Annotated in this window: 17 protein-coding genes and 1 other RNA gene; 8 read left to right on the top strand and 10 right to left on the bottom strand. The window is 36.3% G+C overall.

The features are described 5' to 3' along the window. Window positions 1–48 precede the first annotated feature (48 nt). Window positions 49–1863: a peptidase M61 gene (locus tag AADJ06_RS04050; protein WP_341225122.1), complete on the bottom strand. Its 1815-nt coding sequence runs from the start codon at window positions 1861–1863 to the stop codon at window positions 49–51. A 173-nt stretch (window positions 1864–2036) separates the two neighbouring features. On the opposite strand from AADJ06_RS04050, the gene AADJ06_RS04045 reads away from it, so the two are divergent. Genes AADJ06_RS04045 through trmB form a run of 6 tightly spaced genes read left to right on the top strand, consistent with a single transcriptional unit; the run spans window position 2037 to window position 10738 of the window. Next, on the top strand, window positions 2037–5033 hold the full coding sequence (locus AADJ06_RS04045) for a tetratricopeptide repeat protein (RefSeq protein WP_341225121.1): 2997 nt from the start codon (window positions 2037–2039) through the stop codon (window positions 5031–5033). A gap of 19 nt (window positions 5034–5052) precedes the next feature. Beyond that, the gene (locus AADJ06_RS04040) at window positions 5053–6774 is read left to right on the top strand and encodes a hypothetical protein (protein ID WP_341225120.1); all 1722 of its coding nucleotides are present in this window, start codon (window positions 5053–5055) and stop codon (window positions 6772–6774) included. An 18-nt stretch (window positions 6775–6792) separates the two neighbouring features. Then, the gene (locus tag AADJ06_RS04035; protein ID WP_341225119.1) at window positions 6793–7821 is read left to right on the top strand and encodes a hypothetical protein; all 1029 of its coding nucleotides are present in this window, start codon (window positions 6793–6795) and stop codon (window positions 7819–7821) included. After that, window positions 7802–8734 carry a hypothetical protein gene (locus AADJ06_RS04030; protein WP_341225118.1) on the top strand — a complete coding sequence of 311 codons (933 nt, stop codon included), beginning with the start codon at window positions 7802–7804 and terminating at the stop codon, window positions 8732–8734. Before AADJ06_RS04035 ends, AADJ06_RS04030 begins: the two co-directional genes overlap by 20 nt. Window positions 8735–8773: 39 nt before the next feature. Continuing rightward, entirely contained in the window at window positions 8774–10072 is a 1299-nt protein-coding gene (locus AADJ06_RS04025) for a folylpolyglutamate synthase/dihydrofolate synthase family protein (RefSeq protein WP_341225117.1), read from the top strand. Window positions 10073–10075: 3 nt separating this feature from the next. Next, a complete protein-coding gene (gene trmB, locus AADJ06_RS04020; protein WP_341225116.1) occupies window positions 10076–10738 on the top strand; it encodes a tRNA (guanosine(46)-N7)-methyltransferase TrmB in 663 nt (220 codons plus the stop codon). 77 nt (window positions 10739–10815) lie between these two features. Here trmB and gap read toward each other — a convergent pair whose 3' ends face one another. Further along, window positions 10816–11826, bottom strand: a complete 1011-nt coding sequence (gap, locus tag AADJ06_RS04015; protein ID WP_341225115.1) for a type I glyceraldehyde-3-phosphate dehydrogenase — start codon at window positions 11824–11826, stop codon at window positions 10816–10818. 428 nt (window positions 11827–12254) lie between these two features. On the opposite strand from gap, the gene AADJ06_RS04010 reads away from it, so the two are divergent. Both AADJ06_RS04010 and AADJ06_RS04005 read left to right on the top strand, forming a co-directional pair. Further along, window positions 12255–13070, top strand: coding sequence for a 2,3,4,5-tetrahydropyridine-2,6-dicarboxylate N-succinyltransferase (locus tag AADJ06_RS04010; protein WP_341225114.1), 816 nt, complete (start codon window positions 12255–12257; stop codon window positions 13068–13070). 519 nt (window positions 13071–13589) lie between these two features. Next, window positions 13590–14060, top strand: coding sequence for a helix-turn-helix transcriptional regulator (locus tag AADJ06_RS04005; RefSeq protein WP_341225113.1), 471 nt, complete (start codon window positions 13590–13592; stop codon window positions 14058–14060). A gap of 267 nt (window positions 14061–14327) precedes the next feature. Here AADJ06_RS04005 and AADJ06_RS04000 read toward each other — a convergent pair whose 3' ends face one another. From AADJ06_RS04000 to AADJ06_RS03965, 8 genes are all read right to left on the bottom strand, one after another. Continuing rightward, complete coding sequence (locus AADJ06_RS04000; RefSeq protein WP_341225112.1) at window positions 14328–15410, bottom strand: tetratricopeptide repeat protein; 1083 nt, start codon at window positions 15408–15410, stop codon at window positions 14328–14330. 100 nt (window positions 15411–15510) lie between these two features. Beyond that, a complete protein-coding gene (gyrA, locus tag AADJ06_RS03995) occupies window positions 15511–18063 on the bottom strand; it encodes a DNA gyrase subunit A (RefSeq protein WP_341225111.1) in 2553 nt (850 codons plus the stop codon). Window positions 18064–18156: 93 nt separating this feature from the next. Further along, window positions 18157–18840, bottom strand: coding sequence for a tRNA (guanosine(37)-N1)-methyltransferase TrmD (gene trmD / locus AADJ06_RS03990; RefSeq protein ID WP_341225110.1), 684 nt, complete (start codon window positions 18838–18840; stop codon window positions 18157–18159). Window positions 18841–18852: 12 nt separating this feature from the next. After that, on the bottom strand, window positions 18853–19383 hold the full coding sequence (gene rimM, locus AADJ06_RS03985) for a ribosome maturation factor RimM (RefSeq protein ID WP_341225109.1): 531 nt from the start codon (window positions 19381–19383) through the stop codon (window positions 18853–18855). Between the two features lie 147 nt (window positions 19384–19530). After that, complete coding sequence (locus AADJ06_RS03980) at window positions 19531–20130, bottom strand: 30S ribosomal protein S16 (RefSeq protein ID WP_341225108.1); 600 nt, start codon at window positions 20128–20130, stop codon at window positions 19531–19533. A gap of 118 nt (window positions 20131–20248) precedes the next feature. After that, an RNA gene (gene rnpB, locus AADJ06_RS03975) (RNase P RNA component class A) lies at window positions 20249–20634 on the bottom strand. Beyond that, the gene (locus tag AADJ06_RS03970) at window positions 20628–22091 is read right to left on the bottom strand and encodes a DUF4403 family protein (protein WP_341225107.1); all 1464 of its coding nucleotides are present in this window, start codon (window positions 22089–22091) and stop codon (window positions 20628–20630) included. The genes rnpB and AADJ06_RS03970 overlap by 7 nt, the downstream gene beginning before the upstream one ends. Next, window positions 22012–22956: a Smr/MutS family protein gene (locus AADJ06_RS03965; protein ID WP_341225106.1), complete on the bottom strand. Its 945-nt coding sequence runs from the start codon at window positions 22954–22956 to the stop codon at window positions 22012–22014. The genes AADJ06_RS03970 and AADJ06_RS03965 overlap by 80 nt, the downstream gene beginning before the upstream one ends.

Raw genomic sequence — 22956 nt, 5'->3', positions numbered from 1 at the left:
CCGTGAAACTTAATTCACGAGCCTTTCAAAGATTGAATTTGCAGGGGATTAATTTCCTACAAATTTCTGATACGCTTTTTCTTGCTCTTTGCTTGGTTTAGCCACCTTCTCTAAAGAGTAAGACTTTCTTTCATCTTGTTGAAGGTCAATCGTGAATTCCATTTCTACCCCATGTCTGTTTACTATTACTACCATTTTCTCTCCCACATTTTTAGATAGAAGAGCGTTGGCAAAGTTGATATCTTTATTACCATCAATACTTACTACCTGGTCATTTACACTTAATCCAGAGTGGTAAGCACTTCCTTCGCTACTCATTCTGTAAATCAGGCCTCTGCGTTCCGTAATACCTAAATATGGCTTTTCTCTATCCTCATTATTGTCAATCACCTTAAGACCTACTCCTTTATAAATTTGCTCATAATCTGGTCTTTCAGTTCCTGAAACATAGTTTTTAAAGAAATAATCTAAGCTACCACCATGAATTTCTTCCACAGCCATTTGAAACTCTGCATCAGTATAGCCACGGTCTAAGGCTTTGTAATATTTGTTATAAAGTAATTTCATAACATCATCTAAAGACTTTTCAGCTTTCGTGTTGGCTATGATTTTAGCATTTAAAAGAGCTGCTAAAACACCACCTTTTCCATAATATGAAATTCTTGTGTTGTTTGAGTTCTCATTTGGTCTGTAATACTTAATCCAAGCATCCCATGAAGCATCCGTAACCGCTTGCACTTTATTTCCTGGCGTACTTTCTGCACTTGATAATGCACCTGCCACAGCTTTTACCACAGCCTCATCTTTTATAAGACCAGCTCTTTTTAGAATAATTTCTTCATAAAAACTAGTAAAACCCTCTGCCACCCACAGCATGTGTGTGTAGTTTTCATTTTCATAATCAAACGGTCCTAAAGCCACCGGTCTAATTCTTTTCACATTCCATAAATGGAAATATTCATGAGCCAACAGGCCAAATAGTCCGATATACGCCCTTTCTGAACTATACGCAAACGGCGAAGTCTGACAAGTAGTAGAATGCAAATGCTCTAAACCACCACCTATTCCTGGCTGATGATGCACTATAAATAGGTAATTGTCTAATGGCGTTTCACCCACTACGGTAGCTGCAGCCTCTACTAGGCTTTTATAATCTTTTAAAAGCTTTTCTTTGTCATAGCTTAAAGGTGAAGAGCTATACATAGCTATTTTATATGGAATACCAAGAGCCTCAAATTCTAAAACTTCATGATTCCCAATTTCAATTGGGCTATCAACTAAAGTATCAAAATCTTTTACTAGGAAAGTATTTTTCGACGTTTCTGGAAGAGCTGTAGAAATAGTAGACCATTTCTCATAAGGATAAACCTTCAGCTCTGCCTGACTTTTCATTAATTCCGGAACAAACATGAAAATGCTAGCTCCATTTAAATAACCATGACTAGCGTCAATAAAGGAAGTTCTAACGGTCAAATCAAAGGCATAAACCTTATAACTTATTTTTACATCTTCTATTTGGTCTATATCAATCTCCCAAGTGTTTTTGTTAACTTTTCTAAAATTTAAAGGTTTGTTTTGACCATCCGTTGCTTGAAAATTTTCAACATTTCCTGCATACTCTCTAACCAAATACGAACCTGGAGTCCAAACCGGCATCTTTATTAAAAGACGTCTTTTGTCAATAATCTTCGGATTGGTTAAAACATTGTTTATCGTCATACCCACCTCAAAAAAGTGAGTCTCAGGCTCAGGCATTCTTAATTCATAAGAAATGGACTTAGTATCTTGTGCATTTGAAATGAAACTAACCGCAGATAATACCATCGCAATCAGCACACTAAAGGCTCTTTTTCTTCCTATCATAAGTATTATATAATTGATTTTTAATTGTTGAAATATTAAGATTACAATTTTAAGCAAAAGCTGACGTTAAAACCGTAATATCAGTAAGAAAACTTAAAACCAAAAAAAGCTGCATATTGAGAGACATCTTTCCTAAATTTGGTTTTTAACACTATCACAGAATTCGCTTTTCAATGAAAAAAATCTTTTTGATTGCTTTTTCTTGTATTCTATACACCCCTCTAGTTTTTTCTCAAAACACTTTAAGTTATACAGAAACTGAAGCCCATTATAATGCCGGGGTTGAGTTATTTGAGAAAAAGGCCTATTCGGCAGCTAGAAAAGAGTTCAAGAATTACGTAGACCTGTCTTCAGGTTCTATTAATCCAAATAAATTCAACATCGCCAATGCCGAGTATTACTCAGCTGTTTCGGCTTTGTACACTAATTCGCTTGATGCCGATATTGAGGTGCACAGGTTTGTGCTTAATCATAGTGAGCATCCAAAGGCAAAAATCATTTTTAGCGACTTAGGCGAAAATTTCTACGAAAAAGGTGATTATGCCAAAGCGGTAGAATATTTGTCAAAGGCTATTGAGTTTAGGCAAGATAACATTGCTATTTATGAGCTTAGATTTAAGCTTGGCGTAGCTTATTATCAAATGAAAGACTACAATAAGGCTTTGACAGAGTTCAACTATGTCAAAAGAACTGTGGCCGAAAATGCCATTAATGCTGCATACTATGCGGCAGTTATAAATTTTCAAAATGAGAACTTTGACGATGCACTAGTTGACCTTCATAGGGTTGAAAATGTAAATCCTTATAAAATTGAGGTTCCCAACTGGATTGGTCAGATTCTTTACAGACAAGAAAAGTATGATGAACTGTTGGCATACGCCGAACCAATAATCGCTAGCCCGAACGGAAGAAAAACCGATGAGATTTGTATGGTGGCTGCAGAAGTTTTGTTTTTCAAAGACGAATTTGAGAAGGCCGCACAGTATTATGACCGTTTTAAGGTTTTAAGAAGAGGAACGGTAGACCCACAATTAACTTTCCGCCATGGTTACAGTCTTTACAAAACAGAACAACATGAGAAAGCCATCCAGGTTTTTAAACTTATTGCTGATAGAGAAGATGAACTTGGTCAGCAGGCTGCGTATTATTTAGGAATTTCAGCATTAAGCACTGGCGATTTAAATTCAGCCATGGCCGCATTTGATTTCGCAAGAAAAACAGATTTTGACTTAGAAATAAAAGAGGAAGCTACTTACAATTATATCAAAGTTCAAATAGAGCAGAATAATAACGAGACTGCCATTACCTCGCTAAGAGATTATGTGACGGCTTATCCAAACGGCAAATACATTGATGAGGCAAATGAACTCATGAGTGAAGTTCTTTTTGAGACGAATGATTATGAAAAGGCTATTGGTTACATTGAAAACCTAAAAAGAACAACTCCAAAAATTGATGAGGCTTACCAGAAACTGTGTTACGCTCAGGCGGTGATTGATTATAATGGAGAGAATTTTGAAAAGGCAATCACTTACTTTGAAAAAGCAATAAGCAAACCTGTGGATAGAACCTTGGTTCAAAATGCTAAGTTTTGGAAGGCAGAATCAGCCTATGCTGCGGATAAACCAAATGTAGAGTCTCTGTATAAAGAAATTACTTCTAGTGGTACTAGAGAGCAAAAAAACAAGAGCCTCTACAGTTTAGGATACATTTACTATAATAATGAACAATACGGGCAGGCCCTAAACTATTTCAAAGACTTTTTATCTTCTTCAAGCTCTGCCGAATCACAACAGAGTAGGGAAGATGCACAGTTAAGAGTAGCCGACTGTTACTTAATCCGTAAAGATTTTAGAAATGCCTTAAATAGCTATAATGAAGCTTTAGAGAAAAACAGAGCAGACAAAGACTACGCTTTATTCCAAAAAGGAATAACCCTAAGTTTTATGGGAAGAAAAAGTGAAGCTCAAAGCACTTTTGACCAGTTTGCTAGAATTCATGAAAACTCAAGACTTTTTGATGATGCTCTTTTTGAAAGAGGAAATCTGGAACTAGAAAAGAACGACTATTTATCTGCCATCACTACACTTTCTGAAATGTTAAGAAAACGACCAAGGTCTGTTTTGGTACCATTTGCTTTGTTAAAGAGAGCATTGGCTTACGGTAATGTGGAAAATTATGATAAAGCCGTTTCTGATTATAAAATCTTAATTAACAGATTTGGTAACCATGAAACTGCTAATGAAGCTTTGATAGGACTTAGGGATATCATGAACCTTACTGGCCGAAGTGAAGACTTTGCAGATATAGCTGATGAATATCAAAAGAATAACCCTGGTAGCTCTTCTGCAGTGGCACTTCAATATGATGCCGCTAAAAACCTTTATTATACTGAAAAGTATTCTGCAGCGATTCCAGCTTTAAAGCGTTTTATTCAAAACAATCCTACAAACGCCAATGTTAAGGAAGCAAGGTACTTAATAGCAGAGTCATACTATTTTTCTGATGATGAAAAAAGTGCCTTACCTTATTTTAAAGATGTGGCAGAAGATGGTCAGTCTCAGTGGGCAGCCAAAGCCGCAGTTAGAGCAGCCAACATTCAGTTTGATGCTGGTGACTATAGAAATGCCGTAAGTGACTTCCAAAATGTATTAAGCTCAAGCGATAGTAAAAGAGACCAAGTGGCGGCATGGGAAGGCTTGTTCCAATCTTACTATTATTTAGGAGACTATGAGAATTCTATTAAGTACTGTCGTGATGCCATTTCAGATGGAGGAGGAGTAGTTATAGGAATTAAAAATAAAGCAGAACTTTATATAGGTAAATGCCATTTAAAACGTCGTGATTTTACATCAGCTAAAGCACAGTTTGAGAAAGTAATAGCCATGGATAAAGATATAAATGGGGCAGAGGCCAAATACTTACTTGGTGAAATATTATATGAGTCAGGTAAATATGAAGATGCCATCAAAGAGATGCAATCTTTGGCTCAAGACTTCGGTGATTACGTGACTTGGTATGAGAAAGCCTTCTTGTTAATAGCCGACTCTTATGTAGGCCAAAAGGATTATTTCATGGCAAAAGCTACACTGAACTCTATTGTAGAAAACTCAGGTAATCCTGAAACAGTAGACATAGCTAAAGCCAAACTTAAAAACGTTCCTAAATAATTAGAATTTAAGCAAAAAGATGAAGTTTAATTCGTATAAAATCGTGCTTTTAATGCTTTTGAGTATACCTGCTTGGTCTCAAAACAAAGGAATAGGTGATGAAGAAATCACTATTACCAAAGAAAGAAGCGTTGAGTTACAAAAAGCAAATAGGGTGTTTGAAAAGATTCCGACGGAGGAAAAGACTCCCACCAAAAGGAAAATGGCTTATACTTTCTTCGAGAAAAAGCCTGTTGGCATAGAAGAAGTAGAGTTTACACCGAACATAGTTTCTCCAGTTGATGACAATAAAAGAGGTAGAACCCAAAGCTCTGGCTATCCAAATTACTTTAAAATTGGAGCAGGAAATTTTGGAAGATTCTATGCTGAGACTTTTATTAACTCTGACCAAAGTCAAAACTTAGTCTTTGGTGTTCATGGTTTACATAACTCAGCAAAAAGAGGACCGATAGACGGTCAAAACTCCGGAAATAGTTTAAGCAAAATTGCGGCTGATGGAAAGTATAACTCAAATGGATTTGAGCTAAAAGGTAATTTGGGCTATGAGTTTAGAAAGTACTATTTCTTTGGATATGATACCACTATCAACTTTAGACCAGATGATTTTAAAGAGCAAATCAAGCAAACCTTAAATATTCTAAATTTTGGTGTGACTCTTCAAAACACAAAGGCCAACCCTATTATTGATTATGCCATAAAAACTAACCTTAGAAATTTAGATGGTAATTATGGGGAATCTGAACTGGAATGGGGAACACAGTTTAATGCAACTTTCCCCGTAATCCAAAACACAGTAACCGCAATGATAGAAGGAGAAGCCTATTTAATAAATAGGACAGGTGAGCTAGGCGGAAGTGAAGTGAAAAAGAAAAACCTGTTTAGAGTAACTCCTTCTTTTAATTTGGACTTCAATCAATTTAATGCCAAGCTTGGTTTTAAAGCAGTCAATGAATATGACCAAGTCACTGAAATTAATAGAACTAAAGGCTTCCCTACCGTAACCTTAACATATAAAACACCAGGTTTGTATTACTTCTTTGCAGGATATGATGGTGATATTATAAGAAACACACTTGGCACTATGTTGGATGAAAACCCTTGGTTACAAAAAAAGGTTAGTATTAATAATACTTCCAAAGATCAAGAATACTTTATAGGAAGTCGCGGTGACCTATTTTCAGGCTTGAATTATAATTTGAAAGCATCCTACGGGAAATTTACTGGATTATATTATTTTAATATCTCATCAAATAATTCAACCAGTGAAGCTCTAAGCAAATATGCTATTTTCTATGATAATAACCAGTCAGACTTTGTTAATATATCAGCGGAATTAAATTACCAACCAAAAGAATTTTGGAGGACTAATTTAACAGCGGATTATTGGTACTATGATATAGAGGATGCGTACGATAACATAAACGGCTTAGACATAGCTAGGCCTTACCATAGACCTTCTTTTGAAGGAAGGTGGGGGAATACCTTCGTAGTTTCTGATAAAATAGTCTCTAATATTGATTTTTATTATATTGGTAACAGATATGCGAAAGACCCCATTATCGTAGAAGATGTTAAACTAGCCGCTATAACAGATTTAAATGCGGAATTTACCTATCTTTTCAGCGAGCAATTTGCGTTTTTTGTAAAACTGAATAATATAATTGGAAAAAATTATCAGCGATTCTATAATTACCCGCAGCAAGGTCTAAACTTTCTTGTAGGAATTAATGTATCCTTATAAATATTAGGCTTTCTATAAATGATAAACTTTGATAAGCACTTAAAAGAATTAATGTATGAAGAAGACTTCTTCATAATTCCTAGCTTAGGTGCTTTTATTGCGTCTTTTACACAAGCCGAAATTACAGATGAGGGTCAATTGATAGCACCTAAAAAGTCTTTTGACTTTAATGGACTTTTACATGTCGATGACACTGATAAGTTTATAAATTATATAAAAGAGAAAGAAAATATATCAAAAGGTGAAGTCATAGACCAGTTGAAAAACTACTTGACACGTTTTAAAAATGGTTTAAATGATAATGGTAAAATGATTTTGGCAGATGTATGTGCCATTAGAGTTTCAGACCAAGGATATCTAGAAGGTAAATTTAATCCTGAGCTTAGCTTTTATACAAAACCAAGCTTTTCAGAACCGGTGGTTCCAATTTCTGTTTCTCAAAAAATTAAAGAAGAGATAAATCAATTTCCTCAAGTACAGGGTGAAGAACTTACCGAGGAAGAAGAAAACGCAGAATACACGGGTGATTTAGAAGAAGAGGAAAGTAACAATAAATGGTTGAAGTACTTGCTCTATTTGATTCCTCTATTATTGATTTTTGGAGCCCTTTATTACGTTATTCTTTATAAACCGTTTGAGACAAAAACTACAATAGTAGCTGAGGAGAATTTGGAAATGGAACAGTCAGTAGCGGCTAAACCAGATTCAGTTTATATTGATGCTAATGGTGAAATTGATGAAAATGTAAATCCTCAAGATGTAGTTGAGGAGATTAAGCAAGGATTAGTAGACCAGGAGGGAAACGCTAGATTGAAAAGATTTGAAGTTTCCGCTGGTTTATTTGATTTAAAGGAAAACGCTGAAAAGCTTGTTAAAAGAATGGGCGATGCGGGTTTCGATGCAGAAATAAAGTTAGTTAATGGCATGAGAAGAGTGTACGTTCCCGTTAATGGAATAGAAGCTGCCGAAGCGATGTCAAACAGAATAGAACAATTTACCGGAGATAAATCCGTTTATTTTGACGAGAATGGAATTAGTAATAGATAATAAAGAACACCAAAAGAAAGCACTGATGATCAGTGGCGGACTTTATATTTTATGTTTAGCAGCCTTACTTTTTTTTAAAATTTTGTATGAGCCAGCTGAAGAACCTATAGCAATGGGTGTAGATCTAAATTATGGTTTAGATCTAACTGGTTACGGCGATATTCAAACCACAAATAAGGCTAATGCCTCAAGAAATAATTACGACGTAAAACCTGCTGATAAATCGGATGCTCAAAAGGCTGTAAGTCAGCCACAGCCCGCTAACCCGCAACCTACCACTAAACCAGCACCTAAAAGTACACCTCAAAAGGCAACGCCAGTTATTACATCAGAGGCTGAGAAGTCTCCTGTGATAATGAAAAAGACGCCTACCAAAACTTCTTCTAAACCTGCTAGTACTGCTCCTTCAAGACCAGCACCAGCAGCTAAGCCAGCCGCTCCAGCAAGAAGTGTAGACACAGGGTCAGTGATGAAAAAGTCTGGTTCGGGTGGTAACTCTAATGGAACCACAGGTACTAGAGACGGTATAGGAGGAAACAGTAATGGAGATGGTGCACCAGGAACAGTAGGTGACCAAGGAGACCCAAGAGGTACACCAGATGGTAAAAGTCTTTATGGGAACCCAGGCTCAGGTGGATCAGGTAGTTCTATTTCTGGATTAAGTGGCTGGAATAAAAAAGCCTTAAATCCTCCAAAAGATTCTTCCTCAGAAACAGGAACAATCATATTTGGTGTAACAGTTGATGACAGAGGTGATGTTATTTCCATTCAAGTAAAACGCTCTACTGTGAGCCCTAGTGTTACTAACTATTACAAGTCATATATCCAACGTAGTTTAAGCCGTTCTCTTTCTCCACAAGGTACGCCGCCGAAAAGGTCAAGCGGAACAATTACTATTAATATTACCAATTAGGTTAAAGGCTTAGTATTTTTGCGAACATTTTTCGCATAGATGAATTACCAAGAAACCGTTCAATATTTGTATGCCCAGTTACCTGCATTCCAAAATGCCGGAACAAAAGCCTTAAAACCAACCTTAGCAAATATTACTTCTTTCTGTTCTTATCTAGGCAATCCCCAAAACAACTTCAAAGCTATTCATGTGGCCGGAACCAATGGCAAAGGGAGTTCATCTCACATGCTAGCATCAATATTTCAGGAAGCTGGTTATAAAACGGGGCTTTATACTTCGCCCCATTTAAAAGATTTTCGAGAGCGGTTCAGAATTAATGGTGATTTAGTTAGCCAAAAGTCTGTAATGGATTTTGTTGAAGAACATCAAGAATACGTTTCAAAGCTTAAGCCTTCGTTTTTTGAAGTAACAGTTGCTATGGCTTTTGATTTTTTTTCAAAGGAAAAGGTAGACATCGCTATTATTGAAACCGGATTAGGTGGTCGCTTTGATTCTACTAATATTATCAATCCCATTTTATCACTTATTACAAACATTGGTTTAGATCATACAGATGTGCTTGGTGACACCTTAGAAAAAATTGCATTTGAAAAAGCTGGAATTATAAAAGAATATGTACCTGTAGTTATTTCGGAAAGACAACAAGAGACAAGTCCAGTTTTCAAGGATGTGGCTTTAACTAGAAGTTCCGAACTTATCTTTGCTCAAGACTTATATCAGGTATACCATGAAAAGAGCCACGAATCAATAACTAAATATCTAGTTGAACGTTTGGGTAATTTTGAAAACGAAGAATATGATTTAGACCTACGTGGTACTTACCAAAAAAATAACTTAATTGGAGTCTTGGCAGCTGTGCATGTTATTAATATGAGCACAGTCTTTAACATTAGCAAACAGTCCATTAACAATGGTCTAAGCAATGTAATTGGCAATACAAGTCTAAAAGGAAGATGGCAAAAGCTTTCTGAAAACCCTTTAACAATTTGTGATACTGGCCATAATGGACATGCTTTCAAGTTCTTAAAGGAATATATAGCAGTTCTTAATCCTACTAATATTCACTTTATTTTGGGATTTGCTGCAGATAAGGATTTAGAAACAACGCTTGGTATACTACCGAAATCTTGTAATTATTACTTATCCATCTTTAATTCACTACGTTCTAAAACCAAAGAAGAATTAGTTAAAAGTGCTACTTATTTTAACATTCATAATGTTAGTTATTTTAGCGATGTTAATCGTGCCATACAGGCAGCAGCGGTAAAAGCAAAATCAGGAGATTTTATATATATAGGAGGTAGCACATATTTAGTTGCCGAAATAGAAAATTTATAAGCAGTGTCTAGAAGAAAACTACATCGATTTCAGCATAATCAAGAAGCCAGAAATGTCATTGAAAAAGGAAAGCCACTTTATGCTACCATTAAAGGGAAGTGGAATGAAGTACATTTTGAAAAAGCTCAGCCTCTAGTATTGGAGCTAGCATGTGGAAAGGGCGAATATACGGTTGGTTTGGCCGAGAATATTCCTGATAAAAACTTTATTGGAATTGACATAAAAGGAGATAGAATAGCCCGAGGAAGTAAAAGAGCCCTAGAAAAGGGATTGACAAATGCCTCTTTCCTGAGAACTGGAATTCAATATTTGGATGAGTTTTTTGAAGATAAAGAGGTTCATGAAATTTGGCTTATACACCCTGATCCTCAGCCTAGTGAAAAGCAAGAGAAAAAGCGTTTAACCAATCAACACTTCCTTAATATTTATAAAAAGTATTTAAGAAAAGATGGTTTATTCCGTTTAAAGACTGACAGTCCTTTTCTTTATGAATATAGCTTGGAGATGCTAAAGAAGGATCCTGATTTTGAAGTATTGACTTATACTAATGACCTATACAATTCTCCATTATTAGAAGAGCATTTCGGTATTCAAACTCATTATGAACAGCTGTGGGTAGAAAAAGGTTTTACTATTAATTATATAACTGCCAGGTTGAAAATTTAATCCGCACCTTAGTATTAATAGAAAAGCCCCATCGTTAAAGTTAACAATGGGGCTTTTAGTATTAAAGAGTTTATCTCTTATTTCTGGATAAGACCAGCGAAATATTGAACAGTTCTCACTAATTGAGAAACGTAAGACATTTCGTTATCATACCAGCTAACAGTTTTAACTAATTGCGTATCGCCAATAGTTTGCACCTTAGTTTGAGTAGCATCAAATAGAGAACCGTAGCTAATTCCGATGATATCAGAACTTACAATTGGGTCTTCAGTGTAACCATAACTATCATCAGCAGCAGCTTTCATGACAGCGTTAACTTCGTCAGCCGTTACTTTCTTGTCTAAAACGGTAAATAGTTCAGTTAAAGAACCTGTGATAGTAGGTACACGCTGTGCAGCACCATCTAAAACACCATTTAATTCAGGAAGTACCTTGCCAATTGCTTTTGCAGCTCCCGTAGTATTAGGAACTATGTTTTCAGCAGCAGCTCTTGCTCTTCTTAAATCTTTTGGATGAGGGCCATCCTGCGTGTTTTGGTCATTTGTATAGGCGTGAATCGTAGTCATTAAACCAGTTTTGATTCCAAAAGCATCATTTAATGCTTTCGCCATAGGAGCAAGGCAGTTAGTAGTACAAGATGCACCAGAAATAATAGTCTCGCTTCCGTCAAGAGTTTCATGGTTAACACCAAAAACAATCATCTTAACATCACCAGTGGCTGGAGCAGAAATAACTACTCTTTTAGCACCTGCTTTAATGTGAGCTGCAGCTTTCTCATCAGAAGCGAAGAAACCAGTACACTCTAAAACAACGTCTACATCATGGTTAGCCCATGGAATTTGAGACGGGTCTCTTTGAGAATATATGTTTATTTCGTCACCATTAACGATGATACTTTTATCTGTAGCAGTAACCTCTTGTCCAAAACGTCCCTGAGCTGTGTCATACTTAAGCAAATGTGCTAAACTTGCAGGATCTGTCAAATCGTTTATTGCAACGATGTCAATCCCTTTCATGTCATAAATCTGGCGATAGACTAATCTTCCGATTCTTCCAAAACCATTAATAGCAACTTTAATGTCATTCATTTCTTATCGTAATTTTATGGTAAATGATATACAAAAATAGCACTTTAAATCTATAAGAATAGCGTTCCCCAAAAGTGTCAAGTAGTTAGTGAAATAATACAATTTATTGGACTTGATTACCTACCTTTTAAGTTTGCTAATATAAATAGCATTCATTATGGAGTTTATAGATTGTTAAAACGGGCTAGGGGAGTAGCTCATGTCCTTGCCTTGCGTACAGCATATCTCTGCCATATTCTGTCTCATTTATCAAATTTCTTATTAGTTTTGTTTTTAAGGAAATCCAAATATTCTTTGGTGAAAAATATGTCGAAAAAGAAAAGTTACTTTCGCTCAGTTTCACGGATTATAAAAGACTAGTAAACAGTTTTTTGAGATTTCATTGTTTAAGTTTTACTTTATTAGGAAATATTATAGAAACTATTAGAATGACAGAAAAAAAAGAATTGATTTTAAGTGCTTGGGATGACAGAGAGTTACTTAAGAAAGAAGAAGTAAAAGAGGCCATCAACTGGGTGGTGGAAGAAGTAGATAAAGGTAGATTAAGGGTGGCTGAGCCCGTAGACGGAGCTTGGGTTACTAATGAATGGGTTAAAAAAGCCATTATTTTGTATTTCCCTCTAAGAAAAATGGTCCCTCAAGAGGTTGGCATTTTCGAGTTCCATGATAAAATGGATTTGAAAACTAATTACGCTGAGCAAGGTGTTCGAGTTGTGCCTCCAGCTGTAGCTCGCTATGGTGCATATTTAGCTCCAGGAACTATACTTATGCCTTCTTATGTAAATATTGGTGCTTATGTAGATGCTGGAACAATGGTCGATACTTGGGCTACTGTAGGTAGTTGTGCTCAGATCGGGAAAAATGTACATTTAAGTGGCGGTGTTGGAATTGGTGGTGTACTAGAGCCGGCTCAAGCATCTCCTGTTATAATAGAAGATGGAGCTTTCATCGGTTCTAGATGTATTGTGGTTGAAGGGGTACATATAGGAAAAAGAGCTGTTTTAGGTGCTGGTGTAACTATTACCAAGAGCTCTAAGATAATTGATGTTACAGGAAGTGAGCCTGTTGTATATAAAGGCTTCGTACCTGATGACTCTGTAGTGATACCTGGAACAATCCCTAAATCATTTCCTGCAGGTGAATATCAAGTACCATGTGCCTTAATAATAGGAAAACGTAAGGCAAGTACAGATCTTAAAACGTCATTAAATGATGCTTTAAGAGAAAACGACATAGCGGTTTAAGTTAAAAGGTCTGTATTTTACTAGCCCTATAGGGGCATTAAATAGAAAAACCTCGCTGTAATAAGCGGGGTTTTTCTATTTCTCTGAATTAAAAAGCTCCAGCTCTTTAATTATTATATTTATAGGAAAGCACTGTAAGTCATTGGAATCCCAAAAGACTTGCGGTTTGTGATACAAAGATATGTAAATTTTATACTTACTTCCAAACATGTATTACAAATAAGTTTAAGTTTTCTTAAAAATAGTCATCAAACTACCCCAGAATTTCTCTCTCTTAAGTCACGCTTATCTTAACTATTTCTGAAAAATATTTAATTATAACCTCTTGAATAGGAGCTTAATATAAGGAATTCACTCGATTCTAGATACGATTTACATTTTTGTAAACAATTGTGAATGGCCTGTTACGCCATAATTTACAACAGTAAACCAGCTGTTTGGATTTGTTAATTATGTAGATTACATTTGTAAACGTATTGGGACTTATGAAGTCAATAATTGTTAATAGACAAGAGAAAAATGGAACAGAAGAGTATCGAATTAAATGAAAAAATAAAGCAAATAGCAGAACACTTAGGTTATACAAGTTCACGCTTTGCTGATCATACTGGCATTAGCAGGCCCGTAATGAGCCACCTTTTTGCTAGTAGAAACAAGGCAAGCTTGGATATTATACAAAGGATACTTATTAAGTTTCCAGACTTGGGAATAGACTGGACTTTTGATGGGAATAATCTTGATAAGGAGTTGCTAAATAAAATAGCAAAGCAAGGTGATCTATCCTCTGTGCTAACTGACAACACTCCTAAAAAAAGTATAGTCAAGATTGTAATTTGCCATACCGGAGAATCCTTTACTGATTATGAGTCTGCTGGTCTAAGTGAAGCTCTGGCGGCCAGAGAACCACAGAAGGATTCGTCTGGTGAGCCTATAGATAAGATTATAGTATTCTATGATGATAAAACTTTACAGGAGTTTAAACCTGCTTAAATTGCTTCAAGTAGTTAGTTGTTAAATATTCTAGTCGTACCTTATATATCTTTATAAAGACGGTCTACAATATTGCTTAAAACTAATTCTATAGTTAATGTGGTACTATGGCTTTCGTGGTGTTGACTTTTCCTATAGTTCATTCATTTATTTGATATTTTCAATATACTGTAAAAGTTATATAATATATATTATGTTAAATAGGTATCTAAAAGAAAGAGCCACACTATTGTGCAGCTCTTTCTTATTAAATATTATAATCCCAAACTATTTACACTGTGTCAGCACATTGTTAAGACTTTTCAAGTTCTCTTCAATTTCCGCAGTACCTGGCTTAATTCTATCGCAAGCATCAAAGTATGGTTTTGCTTGTCTGAATTGTTGGCAAGCCTTAGCTTCAATAGCTGCACCCTCCTTTTGATATGTTTTCATATCCATTGCATCTACTTCTTTTTTAATCTGTACTGCATCATTAAAATAGAATACTGCAAGGTTAAAATTACAATCATAGTTATCAGGATCCATTTCCAAGACCTTTGAATATATATCTAAGGCTTTCTCATTTTCTTCTTGATTGTCATACAGAATTCCAAGGTTCAAAAGGTTATTTGTGTTAGTCGGGTCTGACGCAACTAGGCTCTCCATATCTCCTACTGCCTCATCTAACATATCATTATTGATATAGGTATTTATGAGTTCACCTTGAATATCTTTATCGCCTGTATCTTCTACACCTCTCTTCAACCAGTTGATGGCCTCCTTAAGATTTCCATTTTCTTTTTCAATAACACTCAGTGTATAATATGATGCTGCATCTCTACCTTTTGCTACGTCAATGTATTGCGTAAAGGCCTTAACAGCATCGTCCGAATTTCCAAGTTGGTTAGAAACAATACCCGCATAAAATGTTGATAATGTATCAGCTGGCTGAACTTCCATTCCTATTAGAAATAACTCTACCGCTTTTTCCAAGGCTCCTACATTGTAATGAGCAACTCCTTGATTCATTACAGCACTATACATTAAATCGCCATTCATTAAAGCTTTAATATCTTCAGCATTGTCTCCATCTGTATCCAGCTCTTGTGCTTTATGAATAGCGTTCCAAGCCTTTTTCGCCGAAGTAGAATCTTTACCACATGTAGTGGTGTAGTTAGCATAACCTTCAGCCAATCTAATCCAGGTAGTAGGCTTTAAGCTTCTTTTAGCATGCTCTGAACTTTTAAGTAAAGGCTTAAGAAGGTTCTCTTGAGTTTGACACTGTGCGTCATTTGCCAAATCCAAAACACTCTGTGCTTGAGAAAGCTGAGCAGTTACAAGGAATGACAATGCAAAAACTATTTTTTTCATCTAGGTTTATTTAATTTATCACTTTATTTATTTGTCCTTTTGACATGGAAACCCTTAAATAGTTTACATGTTAATCGGAAATTAACACCATTTTAACAATTTATTCTTCAGTAGGAGGCGTCTCTAACGTGCCCTCTCCTTCTTCAGGATTTAGCCCGCCTTCACCTTCTTCTTCTATTTCATCTTCTTTCACTATTTGAGTTACGGATGCTATAGCATCTTTATCATTTAGCTTAATAAGTCTAACACCCTGAGTAGCCCTTCCCATTACTCTTAGATCAGAAACACTCATTCTTATCGCAATTCCCTTTACGGTAATTATCATAAGGTCATCCTCATCTGTTACCTCTTTGATTGCTACTAGTTTTCCTGTTTTTTCTGTAATGTTTAAGGCTTTAACACCCTTAGCTCCTCTTGATGTTATTCTGTATTCATCTATATTAGAACGCTTTCCATAGCCATTTTCAGACACCACCATTAGCTGAGTATCTTCTCGGCTTACGGTTACCATGCCTATGGCACTATCACCTTCGGCTAATTTGATACCTCTTACTCCACTTGCTCCCCTACCCATTGGTCTGGCTGCTGTCTCATGGAACCTAACGGCCTTACCTGCACTAGCAGCAATAATTATAAAATCGTTTCCATTGGTCAATGAAACATCCAATAACTGGTCATCATCTTTAATATTGATAGCAATAATACCATTGACACGCGGTCTAGAATATTGTTCCAATAAAGTTTTCTTCACGGTACCATTCTTAGTACACATGATGATGTAGTTATTCTTGATATAATCTTCGTCCACAAGAGTTTTGACATTTAAAACCGCCCTTACTCTATCATCCGATTCAATATTAACCAAGTTTTGAATGGCTCTACCTTTGGCGGTCTTGCTACCTTCTGGCACTTCAAATACTCTTAACCAATATAATTTACCTTTCTCGGTAAAGAATAAAAGGTAATTATGATTAGTGGCAGAGAAAAGGTGCTCTGTGTAGTCTGTATCCTTAGTTTTTACAGCTCTAGAGCCTACTCCCCCTCTATTTTGAGTTCTATATTCTTGAAGAGCAGTTCTTTTTACATAACCTTCATTAGAAACAGTTACCAACATTTCATCATCAGGAATCATATCCTCAATGTTGAAATCGCCACCCGCCATTTCAATTCTAGATCTACGCTCATCACCATACTTAGCTTTGATATCTTCTAGGTCTTCAATAACTAATTCTTCTTTCACTTCTTCCGAAGCAAGAATCTCATTAAGCCTATCCATCAATTTCTTGATTTCTTCGTACTCAGCTATGATCTTATCTCTTTCAAGGCCAGTCAAACGCTGTAAACGCATGTCTAGAATAGCCTTTGCTTGAATCTCAGAAAGCTCAAACTTAGTAATCAAACCAGTTTTAGCTTCGTCAGGGTCTTTAGATTTTCTAATTAGAGCAATTACCTCATCTAAATTATCTAAGGCAATAAGTAAACCCTGTAAGATGTGAGCACGCTTTTCAGCTTCTCTTAGTTCATATTCAGTTCTTCTAGTAATTACCTCAATTCTATGTGTCACATAGTGCACAATCATGTCTTTCAAATTCAGCGTATAAGGTCTGCCTTTTACCAAAGCCACGTTATTAATACTGAATGACGACTGTAATTGAGTGTATTTATAGAGGTTATTAAGAACTACGTTAGGAACAGCATCTCTTTTAAGATCATAAACCACACGTAAACCGTCTCTATCAGACTCGTCACGCATGTCAGAAATTCCTTCGATTTTCTTGTCATTAATTAGAGCCGCTGTTTTCTCAATCATATTGGCCTTATTGACCATATATGGAATTTCAGTTACAACAATCTGCTCTTTACCCGTTTTGGTTTGCTCAAAGCTAGCAACCGAACGAATGACAATTCGACCACGTCCTGTTTCAAAGGCTGATTTAACCCCAGAGTAACCATAAATAATTCCACCTGTTGGAAAATCAGGAGCTTTAATGTGCTCCATAAGACCTTCAACCTCAATGTCTTTATTTTGAATGTAAGCCTTGATACCATCTACTACTTCGGTAAGGTTATGAGGTGCCATGTTGGTAGCCATACCAACTGCAATCCCAGAAGTTCCGTTCAATAATAAATTCGGAATTCTGGCTGGAAGTACAGATGGCTCTGTTAAAGAGTCATCAAAGTTACCTTGATAATCAACGGTTTCTTTGTTAATATCAGCAAGCATTTCTTCGGCTATTCGCATCAAACGGGCCTCCGTGTAACGCATGGCAGCAGGTGAGTCACCGTCAACCGAGCCAAAATTACCTTGTCCATCAACCAGTGGGTACCTTAAAGACCACTCTTGAGCCATACGTACCATGGTATCATAAACGGAGGAGTCACCATGTGGGTGATACTTTCCTAAAACCTCCCCAACAATACGGGCAGATTTCTTATGAGCTCTATTATGATAAACGCCAAGTTCAGACATACCGTAAAGTACACGTCGGTGAACTGGTTTAAAACCATCTCTTACATCTGGAAGAGCTCGCGAAATAATAACAGACATTGAATAATCAATGTATGCACTTCGCATTTCGTCTTCAATATTGATGGGAATTATATTTCCTTTCGGACTTGATTCTGGAATTGGATTATCGTTTTCCTCTGCCATAAATTAGTTTGTGAAGAACATTAGGTTAATAGATTCTTGGAAGTGAATTTTTCACTCTTTTCTAATTCCAAAAATAACTTTTTTTGGCTTGTTTTACAATGTTTTTTTATACAAATCTGGGCGTCGTTCTTTGGTTCTTTCCAAAGCTTTTTCCGTTCGCCAGTCTTCTATTAGTTTAAAGTTACCAGAAAGTAGCACTTCCGGTACTTTAACTCCCTTGAAATCAGCAGGTCTAGTGTAAACCGGAGGCGATAATAAGCCATCTTGAAACGAGTCTGTAAGTGCAGATGTTTCGTCATTCATAGCACCAGGAACTAAACGAATTATTGCATCCGAAAGCACTGCAGCCGGAATCTCTCCCCCACTCAGGACATAGTCGCCTATAGAGATTTCTCTGGTAATATATTTTTCTCTTACCCTTTCATCAATTCCCTTATAATGTCCGCAAACTATCATCAAGTTTTCTGACAAGGAAAGTGTATTGGTCATTTGCTGCTGGAGCAATTCACCATCTGGCGTCATGTAGATTACCTCGTCATATTTCCTTTCCGACTTAAGATGTTCAATGGCGTCTACAAGCGGTTCCATCATCATTACCATACCAGCACCACCACCAAAGGCATAGTCATCTATCTGACGACTTTTACCAATGCCAAAATCTCTAAGATCCACAATGTTGACACTTACAGTTCCAGCATCCATAGCTCTCTTAACTATAGAAGTAGAAAAAAAACCTTCTAACAAGGCTGGCAAACAGGTAATTATATCAATTCTCATAGAGTATGAATGTTAATTATCTGTGTATATCTCTATTAGTCCCTCTGGAAGATTGACATTTAGGATATTATTATCTCGTTCTATTTCTTTTACAATGTCGTCAGATATTGGAACCAAGACTTCAGTACCTTGAATTTCAAAGGCAATTAAATCTTGACCGGCACCTTCATAGACCTTAGTTACTGTACCAATAACCTCACCTGTCTTTTCTTCTTTTAATTTAAATCCGGGTAATTCGTGATAGTAAAATGTCTTTTCATCTAAATCCGGTAAATTTTCAATAGGCAAGTAAACCTCACAATTTATAATGCTTTCTGTTTCTTCAATGGTCTCCATATCCTCAAATTTGGCAATGGATTTTTTCCCACGAATTTGTAAGTTTTCAAAAAAGTAAGGAACCAGTTCTCCGTTTTCTTCTAAGAAAACAGACTCCATGTTTTCATAAAGTTCTGGAACGTCCACATCCATCCATAATATTACCTCACCCTTCAAACCATGCGGTTTGGTGATTTTACCGAGGAAATAGCACTCTTCTTTTGTCATAATTATATTGGAAGATTTCTAATGTAAATTTCTATTATTTATTCTTTTCATCCTAACACTAAAAGAGGCATAAATACCCAATGTCTGTAAAAAAAGAAAATCCTCGCTTTTAAGGCGAGGATTCTCAATAATAGAATTCTTTATGAATTACTCTTTATCAGCTTCTGGTGCCTCTGCAGCAGGTGCTTCTTCTGTAGCAGCTTCAGCTGTTTCTTCTACAGCTTCTTCAACCTTAGGAGCAGCAGCAGCTAATTTAGCAGCTTCTTCAGCTTCAGCAGCAGCTATAAGTGCTTGCTCGGCTTCAGCTCTTTTTGCTAAAATACCTTCTTTCTTCTTAGTCTCTGCAGCTAGAGCAGCTTTCTTAACATCAGCCTTACCTGTTGCAAGTTTAGCTATTCTTTCTTCTCTTGACTTAGATTTTGCTTCAACCCATGCAGTATGCTTTGCGTCAGCATCTTCTTGAGATATAGCACCTTTCTCAACGCCTACTTGAAGGTGTTTTTGGTACATCAATCCTTCAACAGAAAGAATCTTTCTTGTGGTATCTGTAGGTAAAGCACCTACCATTAACCAATGTAAAGCTCTTTCGTTGTCTAATACTAATCCTGCTGGAGTAACATTTGGGTTATATTGACCCAATTTCTCAATGAACTTACCATCACGTGGTGCTCTTGCATCCGCTACTACGATATCGTAAATTGCTCTTTTCTTACGTCCGTGTCTAGCTAATCTGATTTTAACAGCCATATTTAAATGTTTGTGAGGGAGCCCGTCCCTCGGTTATTTTTTGGACTGCAAAAGTACAAATTATTATTCTATAATAATAAATTCACTAAAAAATTTTAAGTGAATAATAAAAACATAAAAAAGAAATAAGCCTATAAGCCGAATTCTGTATCTTGATTGCTCAAAACTCTTATCATTTATCTAGGATTTGAATCGCTTCAAACCTCTAACGATTTACCCATCCTGACAGCCCGAAGGCATTCCACCGAGTCAGTAGAAATTCAGAACTTATTTAATCTTTCAGCTCATGAGGTTTACATTGCCACGGACATTACTGCCAGTGCGGTGAGCTCTTACCTCCCCTTTTCACCCTTACCAAACCGAGGCTTGGCGGTATACTTTCTGCTGCACTTGCTGTAAATAAGCGGTTGCCCACTTACCCCCTACCTGTTAGGTAGCATGATGCTCTATGCTGTTCGGACTTTCCTCTCCCTTATTCTAGGCAGCGATAAGACGGCTTATTTCTTGGTTGCAAAGCTAGTTAATTTTACTTCTAAATTGCCAGATGCTGTGACAGTAGTCATCAAACCTTCTGATTTTAAATAGACAGCTCCAGCCGAAATATCTTTCAGTTTTCCTTTTAAACTTAAACCGCTCTTAAATTCAGAATTAAGGAGGTCGTTAATGGAGCTTTTGGCTCCATCAAAAATCGGGTCCACAGGTATTCCGAAACTGTCTTCTATTTGTCTGGCAAAGTTGCCGGACATTAACCATGATGCCGTTTTGACAAGTAAACTTTTCGTTTTAATATCGAAATCAATATTCTTTAAGATGATTTCCCTCTTTCTTTCATCATAGACAGGATCGCCGGTTAAAAAAATAGTCCCTTTCAAGTCTCCTACGGTATTGACCTGAATAATTACCTTATTATCTTTTCCTCCGTAAATTCTTAAGCCCGTAATTTCAATTTCTTTTCCACTAGAAATGGTCATTTTTTTGCCAATGAACATTCCTTTTGCAATTTTCTCTGCCTCATTAAACGTGACCAAATTGTAAAGATGAATGCCAAAACCTTCTGGTAAAGTTTTAGCAAATTTGATTGGCGGTAGCTCTGTAGAAACATTGACAGGTTTATTGGCCTTACCAACACTGGAATTGACAATTGCCTTTATGGCTACGGAAGTATTGATACTATTATTATCAAAGTTAAGAGCCGTCATGAGCACGTCCTGCGGAATTACTTGTAACCAAAGGTTATACTCCGAAGAAAGGTTTACAGGTTCCTTTATATCATTCCAAACTTTTAGCACAGGACTCGCTAAATCAATTTCTTCTGAAATTTTGGTATCAATAAGTCTAGCTATGGTTCCTTGATAATTATCAATAATACCACCAACTATACTTGTAATAGGAACGGTAAAGCCTCCCAAGGTTAATTTTGGCTGAGTTACCCATTCAAAACCTTCCGCATTAGTGACGGATTTCAGTTTCCAGTCGGCCGCTATAAAAGGTTTTGACGTGAATTTGGCTATTATTTCAAACTCCGTACTTGGCGTTTGTGTCATGCCCAATATTTTGACACGCTTTTCAACCCAAATTTTTAAAGGTACTTTAAATTCAAAAACACCATCAGCTCGATGTTTGAACCTTAAATCATCATTCTTCCAGATTTTATATTTGAGGTCATCTTCTGAAAAAGAATCATCATTATAAATTAAACCTTTGAAATTTTGATTCACTTGCATTTCGACTTCCCTTAAATCGATGTTTAAAGGAACAGTAAGATAAGATACCTTGCTGCTAAGGCTATCTAAACCAGCAGAACTATAAGCTTCTGATGGTGCTTCTGCAGTATGTTTTTTACCACAAGCCGTTAATAATACTAGGCTAATAAATAAAAAACTATGGCTTAAAGTGAACCAACGTGGCTCCGTATCCAAATTTCTCTTTTTGTGCCTCTTTAAACCATTCCACTTGTTCATGAGATGCTAAGTGTTTATGTATAAAATTTTTAAGATGACCGTTTCCAACACCATGAATAACCGTTAATTCTACTAGGCTATCTGCTACTGCGGAATCAATTTTCTTTGTAAAATAACTTTTCTGCTTATTAAAAATTACGTCGGGGTTATCAGATTGGATTTCTAATTTCTCCGCATGAAGGTCAAATATCTCTGTCTTATTGAAAGCATAAACATCATAAAAAGGATTTTCTGGCTTTGGAGATTCTACTTGGTCTTCTTTCGGAGCCAAAGAGATAGTTCTTAGAAACCCGGTTCTTTCTGAAAACGGGAAATCCGTCTTGTTTTTGAAAAGATTGGTAGCTTTTAGTTTGAACTCAATAGTTCTTAATGGCTCATTTAGTTTTTCTTTTTCAAAGAAAACTAGATCCATTTTCCATTTTGACCAGTTTTCAAAATCTTCTTTCTTCAAATCTTCATAAATTCTCGTTTCAGATTCTGAAGCACAATTTCCTGTAACAAAGTTTAAAAACTCGCCATTCTTACTCAACGAAAGGACAAATGAAATTTCTTTCGAGGTTTCATTTATAAAATATGGCCTCAGCAAGAAGTCGTTAATTTGTTCGAAGGCTATAGAAACTTGTTTTTTATATACCCTATTTCTTTCAATTATACGCTCCATTACCTCTTCCGACTTTTTGGTCTCAGAAACATTGAAGTACTCTTTTTCAGCTTCCGCCACAATAACTAATTCAGAAGCCATGGTAGGTAACTCAAAACCATCTGTAGTCTCTATATCAATGAAATCGCCTTTTATTTTAACCACAATGCCCTCTTCCGAAGAACGAAGCATTCTTACCCTATCTCCTATCTTAAATGTTGCCAT

Origin of the sequence: uncultured Arcticibacterium sp. (assembly GCF_964021845.1) — a bacterium.
In the GTDB taxonomy this organism is placed as follows: domain Bacteria; phylum Bacteroidota; class Bacteroidia; order Cytophagales; family Spirosomataceae; genus Arcticibacterium.
Note: the sequence above shows the minus strand (reverse complement) of the source record. Positions and strands in the feature narration are given on the sequence as shown.

Coding starts and splice junctions, on each gene's coding strand:
- AADJ06_RS04050 (WP_341225122.1), bottom strand. CDS start 1,863: ATGATAGGAAGAAAAAGAGCCTTTAGTGTGCTGATTGCGATGGTATTA.
- AADJ06_RS04045 (WP_341225121.1), top strand. CDS start 2,037: ATGAAAAAAATCTTTTTGATTGCTTTTTCTTGTATTCTATACACCCCT.
- AADJ06_RS04040 (WP_341225120.1), top strand. CDS start 5,053: ATGAAGTTTAATTCGTATAAAATCGTGCTTTTAATGCTTTTGAGTATA.
- AADJ06_RS04035 (WP_341225119.1), top strand. CDS start 6,793: ATGATAAACTTTGATAAGCACTTAAAAGAATTAATGTATGAAGAAGAC.
- AADJ06_RS04030 (WP_341225118.1), top strand. CDS start 7,802: ATGGAATTAGTAATAGATAATAAAGAACACCAAAAGAAAGCACTGATG.
- AADJ06_RS04025 (WP_341225117.1), top strand. CDS start 8,774: ATGAATTACCAAGAAACCGTTCAATATTTGTATGCCCAGTTACCTGCA.
- gap (WP_341225115.1), bottom strand. CDS start 11,826: ATGAATGACATTAAAGTTGCTATTAATGGTTTTGGAAGAATCGGAAGA.
- AADJ06_RS04010 (WP_341225114.1), top strand. CDS start 12,255: ATGACAGAAAAAAAAGAATTGATTTTAAGTGCTTGGGATGACAGAGAG.
- AADJ06_RS04005 (WP_341225113.1), top strand. CDS start 13,590: ATGGAACAGAAGAGTATCGAATTAAATGAAAAAATAAAGCAAATAGCA.
- AADJ06_RS04000 (WP_341225112.1), bottom strand. CDS start 15,410: ATGAAAAAAATAGTTTTTGCATTGTCATTCCTTGTAACTGCTCAGCTT.
- gyrA (WP_341225111.1), bottom strand. CDS start 18,063: ATGGCAGAGGAAAACGATAATCCAATTCCAGAATCAAGTCCGAAAGGA.
- trmD (WP_341225110.1), bottom strand. CDS start 18,840: ATGAGAATTGATATAATTACCTGTTTGCCAGCCTTGTTAGAAGGTTTT.
- rimM (WP_341225109.1), bottom strand. CDS start 19,383: ATGACAAAAGAAGAGTGCTATTTCCTCGGTAAAATCACCAAACCGCAT.
- AADJ06_RS03980 (WP_341225108.1), bottom strand. CDS start 20,130: ATGGCTGTTAAAATCAGATTAGCTAGACACGGACGTAAGAAAAGAGCA.
- AADJ06_RS03970 (WP_341225107.1), bottom strand. CDS start 22,091: ATGAACAAGTGGAATGGTTTAAAGAGGCACAAAAAGAGAAATTTGGAT.
- AADJ06_RS03965 (WP_341225106.1), bottom strand. CDS start 22,956: ATGGCAACATTTAAGATAGGAGATAGGGTAAGAATGCTTCGTTCTTCG.